24 protein-coding genes and 1 pseudogene are annotated in these 17,707 nt (G+C 62.3%); 4 read left to right on the forward strand and 21 right to left on the reverse strand.

All coding sequences use genetic code 11. The features are described from left to right. Nucleotides 1-2: 2 nt before the first annotated feature. From REH59_RS13600 to REH59_RS13610, 3 genes are read right to left on the reverse strand one after another with little or no spacing between them, the layout of a single operon-like run. Entirely contained in the window at nt 3-380 is a 378-nt protein-coding gene (locus tag REH59_RS13600; RefSeq protein ID WP_012052659.1) for a TIGR03745 family integrating conjugative element membrane protein, read from the reverse strand. A gap of 15 nt (nt 381-395) precedes the next feature. After that, on the reverse strand, nt 396-635 hold the full coding sequence (locus tag REH59_RS13605) for a TIGR03758 family integrating conjugative element protein (RefSeq protein WP_012052658.1): 240 nt from the start codon (nt 633-635) through the stop codon (nt 396-398). Next, entirely contained in the window at nt 622-981 is a 360-nt protein-coding gene (locus REH59_RS13610; RefSeq protein WP_012052657.1) for an RAQPRD family integrative conjugative element protein, read from the reverse strand. The genes REH59_RS13605 and REH59_RS13610 overlap by 14 nt, the downstream gene beginning before the upstream one ends. Nucleotides 982-1,226: 245 nt before the next feature. Here REH59_RS13610 and REH59_RS13615 point away from each other — a divergent pair. Continuing rightward, nucleotides 1,227-1,511, forward strand: a pseudogene (locus tag REH59_RS13615) (NUDIX domain-containing protein); the annotation flags it as partial. Here REH59_RS13615 and REH59_RS13620 read toward each other — a convergent pair. After that, nucleotides 1,449-1,862 carry a hypothetical protein gene (locus REH59_RS13620; protein WP_230491502.1) on the reverse strand — a complete coding sequence of 138 codons (414 nt, stop codon included), beginning with the start codon at nt 1,860-1,862 and terminating at the stop codon, nt 1,449-1,451. The pseudogene REH59_RS13615 and the gene REH59_RS13620 overlap by 63 nt on opposite strands. 290 nt (nt 1,863-2,152) lie before the next feature. On the opposite strand from REH59_RS13620, the gene REH59_RS13625 reads away from it, so the two are divergent. Then, nucleotides 2,153-2,443: a hypothetical protein gene (locus REH59_RS13625; RefSeq protein WP_012052655.1), complete on the forward strand. Its 291-nt coding sequence runs from the start codon at nt 2,153-2,155 to the stop codon at nt 2,441-2,443. 232 nt (nt 2,444-2,675) lie between these two features. Here the strand turns inward: REH59_RS13625 and REH59_RS13630 are convergent, their stop codons facing one another. Further along, the gene (locus REH59_RS13630; RefSeq protein WP_012052654.1) at nt 2,676-3,632 is read right to left on the reverse strand and encodes a LysR family transcriptional regulator; all 957 of its coding nucleotides are present in this window, start codon (nt 3,630-3,632) and stop codon (nt 2,676-2,678) included. A 41-nt stretch (nt 3,633-3,673) separates the two neighbouring features. Here REH59_RS13630 and REH59_RS13635 point away from each other — a divergent pair, with 41 nt between their 5' ends. Further along, nucleotides 3,674-4,105: a GFA family protein gene (locus REH59_RS13635; RefSeq protein ID WP_014861278.1), complete on the forward strand. Its 432-nt coding sequence runs from the start codon at nt 3,674-3,676 to the stop codon at nt 4,103-4,105. A 91-nt stretch (nt 4,106-4,196) separates the two neighbouring features. Here REH59_RS13635 and REH59_RS13640 read toward each other — a convergent pair whose 3' ends face one another. From REH59_RS13640 to REH59_RS13700, 13 genes are all read right to left on the reverse strand, one after another. After that, complete coding sequence (locus tag REH59_RS13640) at nt 4,197-4,925, reverse strand: TIGR03747 family integrating conjugative element membrane protein (RefSeq protein WP_012052652.1); 729 nt, start codon at nt 4,923-4,925, stop codon at nt 4,197-4,199. A gap of 34 nt (nt 4,926-4,959) precedes the next feature. Beyond that, nucleotides 4,960-7,086 (reverse strand): type IV conjugative transfer system coupling protein TraD, encoded by a 2,127-nt coding sequence (gene traD / locus REH59_RS13645; protein ID WP_012052651.1) that lies wholly within the window; start codon nt 7,084-7,086, stop codon nt 4,960-4,962. Between the two features lie 9 nt (nt 7,087-7,095). Continuing rightward, entirely contained in the window at nt 7,096-7,515 is a 420-nt protein-coding gene (locus REH59_RS13650) for an integrating conjugative element protein (RefSeq protein ID WP_012052650.1), read from the reverse strand. After that, entirely contained in the window at nt 7,512-8,066 is a 555-nt protein-coding gene (locus tag REH59_RS13655) for a lytic transglycosylase (protein WP_012052649.1), read from the reverse strand. Before REH59_RS13655 ends, REH59_RS13650 begins: the two co-directional genes overlap by 4 nt. After that, nucleotides 8,048-8,767 (reverse strand): TIGR03759 family integrating conjugative element protein, encoded by a 720-nt coding sequence (locus tag REH59_RS13660; protein ID WP_012052648.1) that lies wholly within the window; start codon nt 8,765-8,767, stop codon nt 8,048-8,050. Before REH59_RS13660 ends, REH59_RS13655 begins: the two co-directional genes overlap by 19 nt. A gap of 10 nt (nt 8,768-8,777) precedes the next feature. Further along, complete coding sequence (locus tag REH59_RS13665) at nt 8,778-9,449, reverse strand: hypothetical protein (RefSeq protein WP_012052647.1); 672 nt, start codon at nt 9,447-9,449, stop codon at nt 8,778-8,780. Then, nucleotides 9,446-9,961 carry a PilL N-terminal domain-containing protein gene (locus tag REH59_RS13670; protein WP_012052646.1) on the reverse strand — a complete coding sequence of 172 codons (516 nt, stop codon included), beginning with the start codon at nt 9,959-9,961 and terminating at the stop codon, nt 9,446-9,448. The genes REH59_RS13665 and REH59_RS13670 overlap by 4 nt, the downstream gene beginning before the upstream one ends. Before the next feature lie 130 nt (nt 9,962-10,091). After that, a complete protein-coding gene (locus REH59_RS13675; RefSeq protein WP_012052645.1) occupies nt 10,092-10,808 on the reverse strand; it encodes a hypothetical protein in 717 nt (238 codons plus the stop codon). 65 nt (nt 10,809-10,873) lie between these two features. Next, complete coding sequence (locus REH59_RS13680) at nt 10,874-11,368, reverse strand: JAB domain-containing protein (protein WP_012052644.1); 495 nt, start codon at nt 11,366-11,368, stop codon at nt 10,874-10,876. A gap of 66 nt (nt 11,369-11,434) precedes the next feature. Continuing rightward, a complete protein-coding gene (locus REH59_RS13685; protein WP_012052643.1) occupies nt 11,435-11,692 on the reverse strand; it encodes a hypothetical protein in 258 nt (85 codons plus the stop codon). A gap of 67 nt (nt 11,693-11,759) precedes the next feature. Next, nucleotides 11,760-12,293 carry an STY4534 family ICE replication protein gene (locus REH59_RS13690; protein WP_012052642.1) on the reverse strand — a complete coding sequence of 178 codons (534 nt, stop codon included), beginning with the start codon at nt 12,291-12,293 and terminating at the stop codon, nt 11,760-11,762. Nucleotides 12,294-13,034: 741 nt separating this feature from the next. Next, complete coding sequence (locus tag REH59_RS13695; protein ID WP_012052641.1) at nt 13,035-14,999, reverse strand: DNA topoisomerase III; 1,965 nt, start codon at nt 14,997-14,999, stop codon at nt 13,035-13,037. Between the two features lie 97 nt (nt 15,000-15,096). Then, nucleotides 15,097-15,441, reverse strand: a complete 345-nt coding sequence (locus tag REH59_RS13700; protein ID WP_012052640.1) for a helix-turn-helix domain-containing protein — start codon at nt 15,439-15,441, stop codon at nt 15,097-15,099. A gap of 142 nt (nt 15,442-15,583) precedes the next feature. Here REH59_RS13700 and REH59_RS13705 point away from each other — a divergent pair, with 142 nt between their 5' ends. After that, nucleotides 15,584-15,811: a hypothetical protein gene (locus tag REH59_RS13705; protein WP_014861283.1), complete on the forward strand. Its 228-nt coding sequence runs from the start codon at nt 15,584-15,586 to the stop codon at nt 15,809-15,811. A gap of 94 nt (nt 15,812-15,905) precedes the next feature. Here the strand turns inward: REH59_RS13705 and REH59_RS13710 are convergent, their stop codons facing one another. From REH59_RS13710 to REH59_RS13720, 3 genes are read right to left on the reverse strand one after another with little or no spacing between them, the layout of a single operon-like run. After that, nucleotides 15,906-16,334: a single-stranded DNA-binding protein gene (locus REH59_RS13710; RefSeq protein ID WP_012052638.1), complete on the reverse strand. Its 429-nt coding sequence runs from the start codon at nt 16,332-16,334 to the stop codon at nt 15,906-15,908. Between the two features lie 5 nt (nt 16,335-16,339). After that, nucleotides 16,340-16,834: a DUF3158 family protein gene (locus REH59_RS13715; protein ID WP_012052637.1), complete on the reverse strand. Its 495-nt coding sequence runs from the start codon at nt 16,832-16,834 to the stop codon at nt 16,340-16,342. Beyond that, on the reverse strand, nt 16,831-17,586 hold the full coding sequence (locus REH59_RS13720) for a PFL_4669 family integrating conjugative element protein (protein ID WP_012052636.1): 756 nt from the start codon (nt 17,584-17,586) through the stop codon (nt 16,831-16,833). Before REH59_RS13720 ends, REH59_RS13715 begins: the two co-directional genes overlap by 4 nt. Nucleotides 17,587-17,707 lie beyond the last annotated feature (121 nt).

Here is a 17,707-nt window from a genome sequence, read left to right on the forward strand (position 1 = left end):
CCTCACAGGATCGTCGCGGCTTTGGTGAGAAACCACAGGATCACTACCACCAGCAGCGCGCCGACGCCGACCACGGCGCCGAGGTCCTTCCAGGTCTTGCGCTGGTTCTGCACGTCGGCGTAGACGGTCAGCGAATGCCAGGCCACGCCGAGGAAGGCGAGGGTGGCGATCAGCAGGCCGAGCAGGATGCCGCCGTCGTAGGCATAGTTCTTGATGGTGTCGATCAGCCCCGAACCTTCACCGCGGGAGGGCGCTTCCATGGTCGGCAGGTCAGCCCAGGCCAGTGTCGAGCTCAGCAGCACCTGGCCACCGAACAGGCCTCGGGAACAGGACTCCCGCAACAGACCGAGCGGGCGATGGCAACGACGGGAAAGGTTCATGGCAAGCTCTCCTGATTACGACAGCATGAAAAACATCAACACGATCACGGCGAGGGCCAGGCGCAGCGTGCTGCCGCCGAGCGCACCGAAATTGAGGTTGCCGGCCGCCCAGCCGCGATAGCCGGTCCACAGGACCCAGGTACACCAGAGCAAAGCGAGCACCAGCACCAATGACCGCCACAGCACCGAACTGAGCTGCGGGGTAAATCCGGCCACGGCCGAAAACGCGGTGAGTTGGGCGTCAGTCATGCTCATCGTTTGGGCTCGAGTGAGGCGCTTCAGCACGGTAATTACCGGTCAGCTCGACCAGATCGGCTGGCTGCGCACGCGAAGGTGACAGGTATTGTTGGATGCCTTGACGCATAAGCTTGAGGTCCGCAGCGAACCTCGAATAATCGAAGCGAAAGCGGGCCCCTGCGGAATCGACTGAGCCGCTGCTTGCGCGGTCGGCCAACAGTTCGATGGCTTTGAGCTGCCGCTGCACTAGGCCGAGATCTGAGCGCTCCGGCGCGTCTTGGGCGACGGCACCGAGCGACACCACACAGGAAAGTAACAGGGCGAAAGAAGCGTTCATGGTGAAATCCAGACGGGTATCTGGCATCCACCCTGAGGACTCAGGCAGTTTTTGACATGGATTAAAGGGATCTGCGAGCCCTCGGTTTAAACCTGAGGCAATAGCGAATGTGTCGTGTGCCTGATGCAGCTCTCTATTGGTCGGCTACGAACTGGCTCTCCTGTGCCCATTTCGTTGAACGAGTCGTCTTACCCATAAGTCTCTTGGGAAGAACGCCTTCTCAATTTCCCAGCGAGTCGGCTAAACCCTGATGTGAACAGTTGAGCCTGCGGATGCCAGACAGGAACATAAGAAAGTTAAAAGCGAGAGCCACAATCATCTGTCTGCACAGCGGCAAGGTGCTGCTGGTGCGCAAGAAAGGGGGAAAGTGGAATTTCCCAGGCGGGGCGATCGAGGCGGGCGAAACTCCACTTGCCGCTGCGGCGCGAGAGCTTCGGGAAGAAACGAGCATCAACGGCCATGGCTTACTTTACTTGTCCACCATCACCGTGGAATCAACCATCCACCACATTTTCATCACCCACTTTCACGACGGCGACAAGGTCGTAGCCTGCAATGAGATCGCGGCCTGTAAATGGTTGCCGCGCGACAAGCTGACCCCTTCCATTCTCAAGGCCACGGCAGCAGGCTTGATAGCGACTCAGCTGCCAGCCTTGATCGCTTAGCGTCCGGCCTAGCCTGGCGCCGCCGAGCGCATGACCGGTTACATCTGACTGATCGGCCTTGTTCTGCGCCAAGAAGGATTTCGGCAAGCTCTGCAGGCCATGAACGCTGCAAAAGCTTCCGAGGATCAGAGACTCTTCAACTGGAGCGTTACGCAAAACACGTTCGAGCGGCATCATCAGCAGGTTGAACAACACTGCAAAGCAGGCGAGCAACAGCATGTGGGTTCGAATGCGCGAGACCATAATCCTTTCCGTTGGACGAGCACCGGCATTGAGCCGAAATCAGCATAGCCTGTAAGACTCAGAGGTGATCGGCGATCCGCACCACGCTTCATATCCCACTCCCGGTAACTAAGCGATTCAGCTTCGTTACACACCGATTTCGGCCTCAAGCTCATATAAAAAACTGTTCTGTATCGCTATTAAAGCCAGCTGTCTGATATTCCAGGGCGATCATCATGCTGTCATTGAACTGCCGCTTCGCTTTGCTATGGTTAGGTTTCCGTATAAGACTAAAGTCGTAGGAGGGCGGCATGCGTATTCGAGGTGACGTTTTTTGGAATTGGGCGGATCCAGTGCTTCATCATCGTACCCATGACGAGGAGCTCGATGACGGCACGACCATCGATGTTCAGGTCAGGCTCTCGCGCACCGGTCAGACGCAAATGTTCATCGGCGTGTACGCGGGCTGTGGCATGGCCCTTCACGAAGAAGCTTTCGATTCTCGACCAGGTGAGTCAATGACTAGGGCATTGGCTTGGGGTGTAGGATGTGCAAGACGCCTCGCGACCGATCAGCGGCTTACCGTGCAGCGGGTGGCATAGACGTCAAAATCAGCATTTTGGTGGTCGCTGTGCTCAGATGCCAGCGATCACGCAGTCTTGGAATGTCCTGCAGTGACGGTAATTGCGGGCAAAAGAAAGGCCGCTGCTAGGCGGGCAAGATCTATCACACGTAGGGATTGTTTAACTTTCCCACGCTGCATGTGAAAAAGCTGTGAAGACTATTGGAGGAGAATGGCTTTCCCCAAACACTTCATGCCACGGCCTACGCTGCTCACTGATCGGCCAAGCATAGATATTGATGCAACTGCTCTCCAAGAACCTCGAACACTTGAGCGATCCTGTTTATTTTGCGCAGGTCATTGTGCATTGCGATCCACACGTCTACCTCAAAGCCAAAATGGTGTGGTAGTACATGTACCAGGCCGTGCGATTTTGCGATTTGCGTCGGGCAAAGTCCGAAGCCCAAGCCCGCTTTCAGCGCGGCCAGCTGAGCGAGGTGATGATCAGAGGCAATGGCGAAGTGCTGATCGGCATTGCACAGACCGGCGTCGACAAACCGACGCAAATCCGCTGAGCGTCTGTCCGGCCCGATCAGCGGCCCATTGCGCAGCGACAGCAGGGAGGCTGGGTTACCGTAGCGCTCCAGGCACCCGGCACTGGCATGGATGCCAATCCGCAAACTGCCGACACGCCGCACGGTGATATCCGCTTCATTGGGCCGCATCAGCCGCACCGCAATATCCGATTGCAGCCTGGCGATGTCTTCAAGGTCATCGCTTATGCTCAACTCAAGTTTGAGCCCGGCGTGTTCGTAATGGAAAGGGCGCAGCAGGTCGGGCAATACTTCGACGCCAAGCAACTCGCCACAGGTCAGCCGGACTGTACCGTGATCTATCGACGCTTCAGAGCTGGCCATGCGAGTGAAGGTTTGCGCGGCCAGATCCATTACCTCCACATGTTCGATCAGGCGCTGCGCTCCGGCAGTAGGCGTCAGTCCTTGATGTGTGCGGGTGAACAGATTTACACCGAGAGCGTGCTCAAGATGGTCGAGGCGCCGGCGCGCAGTGGCCTGAGCGATACCTAGCAATTTCGCCGCGCCGCTTAGGCTGCCAGAGCGCAGCACCGCGAGAAATACACGCTGGCTTTCCCATTCAATGCCGCTCATACATTCTTGGCCAACAGTTGCTCCTAATTTGATCTTCTGCCCGAACCCGTGAAAGGCGATCATACGCCCACATTTTTCCGGGCGTCATTGTAAGGAACCAACGCATGAGAATCACCGGTCAGTGCCGATGTGGCCAAGTCACCCTCGAGATCGTGGCGCAGCAATTGCCGCCGCTGTATGCCTGCCACTGTTTGAACTGCCAGCGCTGGAGTGGCAGTGCGTTTGGTCTGCACATGCTGAGCGCGGCGTCAGCTGTTCAGGTATGTGGCGAAACGGCCATCTTCGACCATGAATACCAAGGTCAAACGTCTACCCAACATGCCTGCGGTAAATGTCATACCCGGATGTTCAACGAGACCACGGCAGCGCCTGGAATGCGAGTGGTACGGGCCGGCATCCTGGAAGGCGCTGAGCGTTTCGAGCCGGTTGCGCATATCTGGACACGGCGCAAGCAGCCATGGCTGGTGCTGCCGAGGACTATTGCGCAATGGCAGGAGGGCCCAACGCCAGAAGCATTCGCCGCAGCGCTAGGGTAAATGAGTTTGCTCTTTCATGAGTGAATGTGTGGCTTGTCGAACGGCAAATTGTCAGGGCTGACTTCGTCCGCTTTGGGTCGACAGCGTACAGTCAAAGGTATTTTTTGAAAGTCGCAGCCGTGACTGCAACCATCCATCCAAGCACTGCAGCGCATGGCAGTAGGACCCAAATGGGATTCACCGTTAAGGGAAGGGAGAGGTAGATCACCCAAGGGCTTACCATCAGCGGCAGCAACGTCCGCTTCGCTCGATGGTAGACAAAGCTGCTCTCCCGACCCGCCCCGAACTTGCGGAGGTCACGACGCATCAAGCCGTCGACGGCGCCGGTGACCACCGCAAGCAGGAACAACGGCATCGCCAGTGTGAGAACGGCCAGCCGCACTACGAAAGTAAAGACCGTGAACAGAGCCGCCAGCAGGTAGTCCTGTATCACAACATAGACCTGCGCGAACTTCCCCTGGAATGACGCTTCTCGACTGAGCAGTTTCAGCTGGGTGTCAGATTGCGCCCATCCAGAGCGCACTGCGGCCCAGTCGTTCAAGTGTTCGAGTATCTTGGCGGTCGCTTGCGCCGGCTCTTGCACGAGCAAAGAGTTCTTGAAGTGATTACTGAGCCAGCCGAGCTCACTCAGCCACATCGCATGGCTGTGATGCCAGCCCTGCTCGGGCCAGAACCACAGCATGCCCACGAATTCCAGGGCGATTGAGAAAATCAGCGAAGCGAGCAGCAGGCCGAGTAGCCGCAGACACAGCTCGAGCGTGCCGAAGATGAGCCCCGAACTTCGTTGTGGAGGTGGTGGGCTGGCTGGGGTCGTAGGCATACGGGCTCCACATACTCGGTTGCTGACGGCGCGCTTACGGTGTGTGTCTGCGCCCGGGTGGAGGCTGCTCTGGATCGAAATCGACCGTCGGAGCGCCGCCGGTGGTGCTCCACCAACTCCCCGCATTGGCGTTGTAGGAATCGCGCATGCGCTCTGCTAGGGTCTGCAGGTCTGCCGGCATTGCGTCGTCGCTGGCCGGCTTCGGTAGCGGCATGCGCACCTTCCACAATTGTCCGCCTTCCTGGAACGAGAACATCTGTCCCTTGGGCAAGGCGATAATGTGCGCCGGCTCGATCAGCGGTACCGAAGTGGTGGTAACCCGATCCTGCGAGGAGGAGGTGAAGTCGGTTCGGGCATCCGGATCGGCGGTGTCCGTCGCGCCAGAGACCAGGGTGCGGGTCTGTACGTTGACCTTGGGCAGTTGGTTGGTCAGCAGTTCGGCGGTGGCGGTCTCCCGTACCCGTAGCATCTGCAGGGTGTTGAAGTTGCCGATGACCTGGCCGGCCTTGGCCCGGTTGCCGATACGCGCTTCAATGTCGCTCAAGGTCTGGGTGTAGGCGGTGACCTGGATACCGGCGCCACCACCCTTGTTGATCAGTGGAATGAACTCGTCGCCCATCAGTTCGTTGAACTCGTCGGCGTGCAGGTTGATCGGCACCTTGTCCGCGGCGCTGGAGGAGCCTGGCAGGCCATGATCGATACCGTGTTTGTAGATATGGCCAGCGACGGAGACCAGGTCGGCAAACATCGAGTTACCGACAGCGGCGGCGACCTCAGCATCGCACAGCGCATCCAGGCCGACGTAGACGATGCCGCGTTTGCGGATGACCTGCAGCCAGTCGAAGATCGGCCGTGGATCGTCGAGGTCGGTGTAGTTGGGGGCGAGCAGTTGTGCGGTCTTGCCGCTGGTGAGTTTTTCCAGGAGTGGCAGCAGTGAAGCCACGATCTTGTCGAAGTAGGTACGGTCGTAGCGTACGGCTGAGCGAAGGCCGTCCATCACCGGATCGAAGATGCGCTTGGCGCTCAGGTACTGCTCGATGGCGACCACGCGCTTTTCCCGGCCAACCATGTGGCGCGGGATGTTCTTCTCGTTCAGCCGGCCTTCGATTTGCACGATCGCTTCCCAGGCCTGAGGATCATGGCGGGCGAAGAAGTGCTGGGCGTACTCGATGAACAGCGCATCGATGTTCACCACATGCCGCTGGATTTGCAGGTAGTCGGGGCGCCGGCCGAGCTCGATCAGGGCCCGGGCGATGATGTTGACAAAGCGCCAAGCGAACTCGCGAAATGCGGCCGAATTGCCTTCGCCGCTCAGTTGGCCAGCGATGCGGGAGGCGACTTCGGAGATGCGGCCGAAGCGGCCGATGGCGTTGTAGCGCGCGGAGATCTCCGGCCAGCCCAGGTGGAACACATAGAATTCATGCTCACGGCCGGCGCGCCGCGCTTCCACGTACATACGCTTGAGCAGGTCGGCATCGCCCTTGGGGTCGAAGACGATCACCACTTCCTGGCTGGGTCGGTGTATGTCCTGGGTGATGTACACCTCGGCCAAGCGTGTCTTGCCGACTCGCGTGGTGCCCAGCACCAGGGTGTGGCCGACGCGCTCGCCCAGCGGCAAGCTGGCTTCCTGTTCCTTTGGTTCGACGCCGTGCAGCAGTGGCGAGCCGCCCACCGGCGGCAGGGGCCGTACCGGGTTAAATGGGCTGTCCCAGGCGGTCAGGCGGGGCAACAGCGACAACCCTGGCGGGGCCTTCTCCAGCAGATGTTCCATCCGTCGCGCCCACTGGTGGGCGGCCGACTGATTGACGTAGCGGGCCAACGCCGGGTCCTGCGCCTCGAGCAGACGCTGGGTGTGCAGGCGGGTCCAGCGAAAGCCACGGCCCATGAACAGGCGCTTGCCGCTCACCGGAATCTGTCGGCTGGTCAGCGAGTAGCGCGGCAGGCGGCGGATATTGCGCCGATAGCGCAGGACGATCCGTGCCTCGTTGAGCCGCTTCAGGCCGAATGCGGTATAGGCCAGGGCCATGCCTGCCCCCACCTCTGGCGATAGCGCCACCGCCCAAGGTGAGTGCAGACACAGGGCGCCGGCACCGGCGCAGATGCCCACGGTGTACAGCTCCACCGCAGGGCGCAGCAGGGACTCCATCGCATGTTCGCCCATGATGCACCCTCACTGTTCCAGGCCGGTGGGCGTGATCAGCACCGGGTAGTGCTGCAGTTCCAGGCGCTCGGCGATGTCGTCGCCGCTCACCGGCCAGATGTCCACTCCAGGGGCTGCCGCCTGGATGCGGCGCAACGCCGGGGCGTCGGCCACTTCAACCGCCAGGCCGCTGGCGCCCAGGTCCTGCAGCCTCTGTGCATGCTGGGCCAACCATTCCAGAGAGGCGACGTCGTGCCCGACCAGGAACAGTGGCGTGAACCCTGGCAGGCTCAATGCCCTTGGCGACACGGCACCGGGTGAAAGGCGTGTGCTGTGTACGGGCAGGGCCCAGGTCAGCGCGCGGGGATCGGGCCGCTGGCTGGGGGGCGCGGGCGTGCCAACCGTCCACCACAGACAAATACACAGCGTTACCCAGCACCGACGGTTCATGGCTGCGGCCCTCTCGGAGATGCCACGAGCGCTTGGACACGCTGCCAGTGCTGGCTGAACTGGCGGCGGTACTGCGCTGCAGGCTTCCCGCCGGCAGGGCGATGATAGCGGCCCGCCGCCACGACCCAGTCACCGCTGTCGGCATAGTGGGCGCGTAGCAGCTCGGCAGTCACAGCCAAGTTGGCGCGCGGATCCAGAGCTTCGCAGGCGCTGCGGTACCGATCAGGGTGGTAGCCGAGGTTGGTCTGGCCCAGCCCGACGTCGATACGCTTGGGATCGTGACGGATCAAGGCCTGTTTGAGTGCGGCACACGCTTCATCACGGCGGGCGAAACGCTGCGGCGTACCAGCAACATTCAAGGTCCAAGGCCAGGGCATGAGGTGACCTCGCAGCGGCGTGCCGCTCTCTTGGAGGGCGATGGCGAACAGCACGGAGGCAGGGATGCCGGCGCGTGCGGCGGCCAGTTGATACGCCGGAGGCGGCAGCGCGTCGGCGTGAACGGCCGTGGCGCAGGCCAAGGCCAGCGCGAGGATCAGTCGATGCGCTGCCATTTGCCGTCCATCTGCTGGTAGCGCGCCGGTAAGGGGCGGCTGGCGCCCAGAGCGAACCAGCGGCCACGGTCATGGTTGAGAGTGACTTGGCCACTGCTGATCTGGGTGGGGGTAATGCCCGCGCCCTGTGCCCACTGGCGGAGACGCCCATCGTCACCCTGGCTGCCGACCAAGTACACATCGAGGCGCGCGCCACCATGCAGCCATTGCTGAGTGTTGATGACGCAGCGCGGGCAGCGTTCTTCCACAAACAGGGCAAAGCGGCTAGCAGGGGTGGCTGCTGGATCATCGGCCATGCCCTGCACGGGCAGCATTTCCGGGAACAGCCGCGCCCAGGCGGAGGTGTAGGCCTTCTGGTAGGCCAGTTCGCGCTCGGCGCGCTTGGCCTCGAGACGGACCTGCAGCTCGGCGTAGCGTTGCCGTTCCTGGTCCGAGTCGGCTTCCACCCCGAGGGTGGTGAGTGGGTCGAGCTGCGGCGACCAATAGTGGCGGGGCCCAGCCTGCAGGTGCTCGAACTTAACCCACTCATCCTCCGTCAGCCCCCAGGCCTTGGCCCGAGTCGCATCGGATGCCTGCCATTCCAGCGGTGTCTGTTCGCTGAACTGCGGGGCCGAGTCGACCAGTTTTGGCGCGGTCCACGCCACTCCTGCGGACAGGCAGCCGGGAACCAGGACAAGCGAGAGGATAGAGAACCGAGCCATAAGCACCTCGTCAAGGCAGGGGCAGTGTGCAGTCGCCATGCCCCGGGACATGGAACACCACCTGGTCCGCGCGGATTGCGCGCAGCTGCCAGCTGTTCAAGCTGTCGCCAGGCTGTAGCAGGTGCACGGTCGTGAGCGAATGGGCGCCGGCGGGCAGGGCAGCCACGAACCTGATGTCTCCTCGGGTCTCGATACCCAGCAGGGTGAAGGGTGGGGCCAGAGGCTTGGCCTTGGCTTTCTCACCGCTGGAGGCCTGCGGTTGCGTATTGGCGGTTGCAGGCGCAGAAGGGCGGGTCGACAGTTTCTCGAGCGTGGCCTCTGCCGTGGCCAACCGTTGTCCCAAAGCCGTCAGATCGTTGCTGCTTGGTCCTGGCGGTGCTGCCTGGAGCGCCTTGAGCGAGACGGCCAGCTCATCCTGCTGCTGGCCGAGGGCGGCCAGCGCCGCAGTGTGTCTACCTTGTGCCTCGTCCAACGCCACGACCTGCGGCTGCGGCGTCGTGAGCCGGGCGGCCAATGCATCGATATCGCGGCGCAGGGCCGGCGCTGGGTCGGCCGGGGCGTTGCGGGCCGCAGCCTGAAGTTCGGCCAGTTGCTGATGATGGTTGTGCGTTTCGGCGGCGAGCACGGCGGCGCCCAGGCACAGGGCACCGACCACCAAGGCCTGAAAATGGAGAACCTTCATGGCGCAATCTCCAGTGTCGAGAAAGGAGGTGCAGGCGACGGCACGCGCAGGGCATAGCACACGGTCCGATCAACTGGATCGATCTCGAGTCGCCAAGCCGGGCCGGCGATGATGGTCAGGGCGTCCAGCAGTGAGATGGGGCCGAATTGGTGCTGTACTGCAGGCAGAGGGCGACGGAACAAGCGATCCACCGCTGCGCTATCGGCACACAACGCGTAGCCTGAGCGTTGCAGCAGGTGACGCAGGGCTTCACCGACGGTGGCATGCAGGGCTGGCGCAATTTGTACGTTGACCAATTGATACAGCGGCTGGCGCTGCTCCAGCGTGGGCCGGGTCGTGACCAGGGTGTAACGGTCCTGGCGCACCCAGGCCGGCAGCTGGGCTTTCGGCTTGGGCAATGCCGCCGGCAACGCGGGTGGCGCTGCGGGAGCCGGGGCCGGAGCCGGTGGCGGCGTGCTACAGCCCGCCAGGGCGATCATCAGTCCGAGGGTGGAGAGTGTGGGTGTGTGCATGACCGTGTCTCGACAAATGTTGCCGATACCATGGCGAAGGCGCGAGGCAAGTCCCCACTGGAAAACCGAATCTGGCCAGCCAGCTTTTCAGTCGGCTACCACAAAAAAGGCGCCCGGGAGGGCGCTTTGGTCAGTCTTCGGTAAACAGCGGTAGCTCCGCCAGTGGTGCGGCGTCAGGGTCAAAGATCAGCAAGCGGGTGCCTGCCTGGCCTGCCAGCATCAGCAGCTGGAGCAGCACCGGCGTGACATGGTCATCGCGCATGCGCGCACAGACTTCGCTGGCGCTCCAGCCGATCCTGCTGGCTTCATGTGCCGCTACCCAGGGTGTCGAGTACAGCTTGCACCCCACAGCATGGTTGCTGTTGAGCTCGAAGCACTCGAAGAAGCCCGCTGGCGAGTTGCACCAGGTGAACACCTGCAGGAACTCGAACTCGTCTGCGGGCAGGTGCGCGCTGCTGATCTCCCAACTGCGGCTGTAGTGTCCGGTGGCAAACGACAACTGCTCGATCAGGTGACGCGCAGCCTCGACGTTGCCGAGGTCGCCGATATGCATCGGGCGTCCGAGCTGATCGCCCATGATCTGGTAGAGCACCGTGTTCACGAAGCCGTTGGCCGGGCAGCGCATGCGCAGAAACTCGGGTACGCACACACCGTCGGTGATCACCGCGACGTCGTCATCGAACAGGCACGGTTGCAGGCTAATGACCTCATCGGACAGCTCGTTCTGAGCTGGGTGCAGCGCGCGGTAGCACGGTGGGCAATCGTCGGCATAGCTGATTTGCAGGACACGCTCGTAGCGCAGGCCTTGGAAGCCGCGAAGAAACGGATTGGTAAGAGAAGGGCGCATGGTGGTTCTCCGAAAACGCCGAGGCCACCCCGAACGGGCGGTGACCTCCAGGGCAAGGTGGGCTGTTAGATCCAGCCGTACTCGGCCAACGAAAGCGGAGTGCCTTCGCCGACGATGATGTGGTCCAGGACGCATACCTCGACCAAGGCCAAAGCCTCGGTCAGGCGGTTGGTGAGCACCCGATCGGCGCCGCTCGGTTCCGAGCAGCCTGAGGGGTGGTTGTGGCTGAAGATCACGGCGGCGGCATTGTGTTCGAGGGCCTTGATGACCACCTGGCGGGGATACACGGAGGCACCGTCAATGCTACCGGTGAACAGGATGTCGAAGCTCAGCACACGGTGGCGCGAGTCGAGGCAGAGCAGGGCAAACACTTCGTGGTGGTAGGGGGCGAGTTGCAGTTTCAAGTAGGCTGCGGCATCGGCGGGGGTTATCAGCGCCTCGCCGCGCTGGAAGTGACGCTGGTCCAGCAGCTGCAGGGCCTCGGAGATCAGCGCATCCTCACGGGCGCGCTGGGCCAGTACGGAGTCGAGCGGGTCGACCAGGTTCAAGGCGGTGTTCATGGGCAATTCCTCGTGAGAGATGGAGCGCCCCCTGAGGGCGTGCCCCAGGCTGGTTTAAGTGTGTGATCAAAGGCGCGTGAAGCGATGTCGAGTGCCGTGCAGCGGGCTTTGGCAGCCCTCGCATGGTTGCGTGGAAAAGGCCTCGATACCGACGCCGGTCTGCGGATCGAAGTCGGCGCTCAGGGGTAGCAGGGCCTGCAGTTGGGCGCGCATGTGGGTGATGCGTTGCTCGACTTCAGCCTCGCTGTAGTACAGCGACAGTGCACTGAAGTCGTCGTAGGCGACCGCCTGCAGGCAGTCCTCACAGAGCCAGAAGCTTTCCATGGCAACCTCCGACGTGAATGAACAACAGGCGCTCCTAAGAGCGCCTGCTGCGAGCGGCCAAACTGGCTTAGGCAGATTGACGTGCGGCGGTGGATTCACGTGCAGCGGGTGGGGTTGGCTGGCCTTGGTCAGCGTCATCGTCCGCCTGTTCCGGCTCTGCTGCTTCAGCACCCTCAGGGGCGGCGGCAGCGTCGGTGCGAGCCGGCGCACGGTAGCTGAACTGACCGTCGACCTTGATCCACTCGATGAAGATCAGTCGGCCTTTGAGGCTGGCGCCGGGTTGCCCCTTGCGTTCGCCTTTCTCGTACATGAACGGATCGACCCAGAGGTCGCCGATGCGAAACGCGATAAGGACCTTGCGTTCCGCGCGGACGTCTTCCAGGTGTTCACGGATCAGCCGGTCGGCTTCACCGCTGGCGACCTTGCAGTCGAAGCGGGTGTACTCGACGTCGTCCGAGGCACCGTGCAAGGCAGCGATGTCACAGGCCATGAACGCTTGGCCGCGGCGAACCGGGACTTCGCGAACACGGTTCAGGTAACCGATGCCTTGGGTGTGCAGGTTGAAGTAGGTGGTGGGGGCGTTATTGCTTGCAGTAGTCATGATGGAGCTCCTGTTCAGCAGAACGCGGACATCCACCGGCCCTGGCGGCTGGTGAGTTCCGCAAGGGGAGGTGCAAACACCTGATCGGTCGAGAAGGCGCTCATCACCGATGGGACGGTGACCGTGCGAGCTGCCGAGCGCGAGTCGCACTTTGGGGGAGAACCACCCGAAACGGGCGTAGCCTTGAAGGTCCTGGCTACCTGGGTGCTGTCAACGACAGCGGTGTGCAGCTCATCTATAGAACGCCGCGAAAGGCCCGTCAACCATGGTCTTCAGGCGGTCTGAACGCGCGGAATCGGGTGGCTTTCGGTGGATTGTCGTTGGCGAAAAAATAGCCCGACGGTCATCAGGCTAGGAGGAGTTGGACCACCCTTGACCCGGCGATGTGGCACCGGAGTCCGTCGCAGAGCTCCACTGCCGATCCACCTGGATCAACCGACCCTTGTCGTGGCCTGGGTCGGAATCAACTGGCACGCATCCGCGCACAAAAGGTGCCCAGTGTTTCGCCGGCGGGCACCGGAGCTGAGCATCGTCGCCGAAGCGGATGACCCCTACGGCCTGGTACAAGCCGCACGGGTCATCCACCTAGGAGACTTGGAACGCTGAGAAGTCATCCGCAGATGTGCTGAAGTGTGGCTCCGAACTCTAGGAGTCTGACCGAGCTACCCGGAGCGAATCGGTCTTGGTCGCCAAGCGGCGAGGGGCCAGCTCACTACACCAGCGCTGTGGTGTGCCGTCAAGTCATGCGTTTTTCGCCCGCTTGGCTTTCGCCACCGGTTTGGTGCCCTTGCACTCGGGGTAGCGGATGCACGACCAGAAGCTGCCGGTGCGACCTTTACGCTGGCGCATGGTGCTGCGGCACACCGGGCAGAAGGGCCCCTTGCTGGGGGGCGGGCGCAGGGTGAGCGTGGCGTTACTGCGCACCAAGCGGGTCAGCCACTCTGCCTGCTTGGCGAGAAAGGTATCGACACTCAGCTGGCCCGATTCGATGCGATCCAGCGCCTGCTCCCACAGCGCAGTCATGACCGGGTCGGCCACCTCTGGTGGCACCGCTTCGATCAAGGTATGCGCCGCCGCTGAGGCAGCCAGGCTGCGTTTCTTCTTGGTCAGGTAACCGTGATCGATCAGGCCCTGGATGATGGCCGCGCGGGTGGCCTCGGTACCGAGCCCGCAACTGTCCTTGAGCTTCTGCTTCAGCCGCGGATCGGCCACCTGGTTGGCGATGGTTTTCATGGCTTTGACCAGCGTGCCTTCGGTGTAGGCCTTGGGCGGTTGTGTGCGCTGTGCATTGAGCGTGGCGTCGATCAGCGCCACCGTCGCGGATTCACGCAACGTGGGTAGTCGCTGCGCCTGTTCGGCCGGCTCGTTACCGTCGGCCTCGTTGATCACTGCCTTCCAGCCGCGGACCAGGATCTGTTTGCCGCGCGCCACCAGTTGATCTGCCTGGCTGTGCAGCAGCGCCTGGGTTTTGAGGTATTCGTGCTCGGGCATGAACTGCGCGAGGTAGCGTGCGCGGATCAGCGTGTAAACCGCCCGCTCGCGTTCGGAGAGCTGCGCCAGATCCAGCGTGACGGCGGTGGGGATGATGCCGTGGTGCGCGGTGATCTTGCTGCTGTTCCAGGCACGGGAGCGGCGGCTGGGGTCGACTTCCTTGAGCACTGCCCCCAGCGATGGTGCAGCGGCCAGGGCGTGAAGCACGCGAGGCACCTCATCGAGCATACTCTCCGGCAAATAGCCGCAATCGGTCCGCGGGTACGTCGTCGCCTTGTGGGTTTCATACAGGGCCTGGGCGGTGGCCAAGGTTTCCTGTGCACCCAATCCGAGCTTGGCCGAGCAGATTTCCTGCAACGTGCCCAGGTCGAACGGTAGCGGCGGGCCTTCGCGCACGTGCTCGACTTCGGCATTATCGATCTCGGCGGTGCCGGCTTGAATGAAGCGTCTCTGCGCCTGCTGTGCGGCGGTTTCGTCAATACAGCGTCCAACCGCATCGCTGACCGCGGTCGGGGCCTGCCAGCGCGCTTGAAAGCGGATCCCGTCCTGCTCCAGGTGCACATCGACGGTCCAGAACGGTAGCGGCACAAAGCTGGCGATCGCCCGGTCGCGCTCGACCACCAAGCGCAGGGTGGGCGTCTGTACGCGTCCCACCGGCAGCAGTCCATCGAAACCGGAGCGGCGGCCGAGCAGCGTGAACAGCCGGCTCAGGTTGATGCCGACCAGCCAGTCGGCACGGGAGCGGGCCAGCGCACAGTGATACAGCGGCAAGGTTTCCTCCCCTGGACGCAAGGCGCCCAGGGCTCGGCGGATCGACGCCTCGTCCAGCGCGGAGAGCCACAGGCGCAAAATAGGCCCCTGATACTGGCAGCGCTCGAGAATCTCCCTGGCGATCATCTCGCCTTCGCGGTCGGCATCGGTAGCGATGACCACCTCGCTGCAGGTGCGCAGCAGTTGACTGATCACCTTGAGCTGGCCAGCGACCTTGGGCTTGGCCACCAATTTCCATTGACTGGGAATGATCGGCAGATCGTCCAGCGACCAGCGCTTGTAGTCGCCATAGGTTTCAGGCGGAGCGGTCTCCAGCAGATGGCCGACGCACCAGGTGATGGTGACGTTCTGCCCCTTCAGACAGCCATCAGCGCGGTGGCTGGCCTGCAGCACCCGGGCGATATCGCGGGCTTGGGATGGTTTCTCGCAGATGAACAGGCGCATAAACGTGCCCTCTCGGTGGGTACCGACAGGGTGGGGGTATGGTCGCGAGGCGCCAGGGTAAATCCGAAGGTGCCGGGTTCATATCGGCGGGCGGGTGTTACTTGCGCTGTGCGAGGTGGTTCGCCAGCGTTTTCAACGACTCCAGGGCGAACTGCTTATCCGCCTCATCGAGCTCCTTGATAATGGAGTTGATCTGCACGCCTAAGTCCTGCGGCCGAGGACTGATCGCGAGCAGCAGTTCATCGGCGGGGCAGCCGTACAAGTCGGCCAATTGCAGCAGCTTGGAAACCGAGAGTTCAACGAAGCCTCGCTCCAGGCGCGACACCGCTTCGCCAGAAATCTGCAGATGCTCGCCGACCTGTGTCTGGGTCAAGTGCCGGGCAAGGCGATACTTCGCCAACTGGCGACCAATGTGATGTGGGCTAGGCTCTTTCACGGGCAATGGGTGCGCTCTCCAATTCGACCTATATGGTCGAACAGCACCTCAAAGATATGAACGACTCAGAAGGTTGACTAACAAACTTACGAGGCGTATCACCGAGAATAAGATGGATGACTCGACCGTCACCACGGAGGCAACAAACTTGCACGGAACCCACCAGAGTGAGGTAGATGCGTTAGCGATCAAGGCCTATGAGCTGTTCATGGCCACCCATCTGGAACCGGACAAGGAGCAGGCTCGCGCCCGGCTGATTGCCTGGGTTCAGGAGAGTCCGCTGCACTGGCGGGCATTCCTTGCCCTGGACCAGTACTTGGCGGAAGTGAAGCAAATGCTGGAAAGTGAGCGGCGTAAGAGCGCCCGGCGAGAGTAAATCAAACGACAGTAGCCAATGTTGCCCGCTGAGCTGACTTTATGGTTCCAGTGATATCGCGCTGCGGGCGGCAATTCCACTGAGTACCACCCACTTACCCGGACTTGCGTGGCGCTTTCTTGCCTCCCCCCTTGCGCGATGAGCTGGCGTTGTCGCTGGCTTTCTCGCGCATGGTCACCGAGGCCAGGCGGTGCGGCAGAATACCGATGCGCCGCGCCTCCACCTTGAACGTCACGCGCGCGTTGTCCTCGCTGTCCTCCCATTCCTCCTTGACCGTGCGCCCCTCGACCAGGACGCGCATGCCTTTCTGGTACAGCGTGGCCCAGTGTTCGGCGTCGCGGTTCCAGAGCTCGACGGGCGCCCAGTAGCCGCCGCGATCTTCGTAGCCGCCTTCCCGTGGTACCGGGTTGTCGAAGTAGACATTCAGCCGCAGCAGGCGCCGCGGCTCATCCGGGTTGGTGTTGAACTCCTGATACTCCGGAACGCTGCCGATGTTGCCTTCACCAACAAACAAAGTACTCATGCGGGTTACTCCTCGGTGGGGGAACGGGTTAGGGCGAGCTCGGCGGCCTCGAGCTTGCTGGCACCGGTGATGGCCTGGCGATACAGCGACTGCAGGCTGCTCATCTGCAGGTTCAGCACCACGCGGTTGGTCTCCAGCTGATACAACGCCTGCCGCAGCTCCGGGTGCAGCCGCGGCTGAATCACCGCCTCCTGCCACACCTGCACGCCCATGCGCTGAAAGTCCGGGCTGCGCCAGCGCAGGAAATCAGTGCCCGTCGCGCTGTGCTGGACGACCAGTCGCAGGTCCAGCAACGAGAAGGGTGGCTGGGCCATGATCGCCAGCATCACCGCCATCAACTCGGCGACCTGTGCACGCAGGCGCAGGATCGTCTCGGCGAACTGCTGCAGCTCCCCCTTACCCTTAAAAGGCTTTAAAAGGCCTTTTAGGGAGGCACCTTGTGCGAACTCGCGATAGGCATCGGCTGACAAACGCCGGGCAATGGCTTCGGCCAGGGTCATGCCTCACCCCCGTCGTTCGAGGTGTCAGCCGTGGGCTGTTCCTCGGCTTCGGCCGGATTCGGGCCTTCGATCTCGGCGTGCGCGTTACTGCGGGCGATTGGCGGGGCGAACTGGGAGCGGCGCGTACCTTCGAGAATGTCCTGCGGCAGGGTGCCGAACTTGTCGATGGCTTCGCGGGCACGGGCGTTGTTGGCGGCCATGTCGTCGCGGCTCACCCCGGCCAGGCGGTAACGCTGCGCCAGGCCAAACAGGCTGCGCAGCAGATGCGCGCCGCCATCGATCCAGGACTCCATGTCGCCCCGGCCGATCAGCGCCGTATGGTGGGCAAGCAGCACCCGCCTGACCAGGGTGTCGTAGTCGGTGAGTAGGTAGATCGCGAGAAAGCCCAGCTGGCTGCCGATGAACAGCGGCAGGGTGACGGGGTGGATGTTCAGGTTGTCGCCGACATCGACTTGCGTGGGCAGAGCCCGTTCCACTCGGCTCATTTGCTGCGTCAGCGTGGCCATATCTAACCTGGCCTGCAGCAGCTTTTCCTCCAGTTGCAGCATGAACCAGTCCGCATATGGATCACCCTGGCTGCTGGCGTGCTTGAGCAGGTTGGTGACGCTGATGTAACCGGGCATGCCCAGGATCGGGTGCACACCGTCGCGACCGCTGCGCCCCTGCCACAGCCGTGCCGCATGGTGGGTGTGCAGGGTTAGGGTGATGCTGCTGCGCAGGGAGCCCAGGTTGAGTTGGTAGTGATCGACCATCGCCAGTACCTCGCCGTCGGAATGACGCCGACGATGGGCCGATCCTTGGCTGGCGATGCGGATCTACCTGAAGATGGATTGCTCGCATTTTCCCGAGAGTGGATCCCCCTGGAAACGATGG

It is taken from the genome of Pseudomonas sp. BO3-4, assembly GCF_034044115.1.
In the GTDB taxonomy this organism is placed as follows: domain Bacteria; phylum Pseudomonadota; class Gammaproteobacteria; order Pseudomonadales; family Pseudomonadaceae; genus Aquipseudomonas; species Aquipseudomonas alloputida.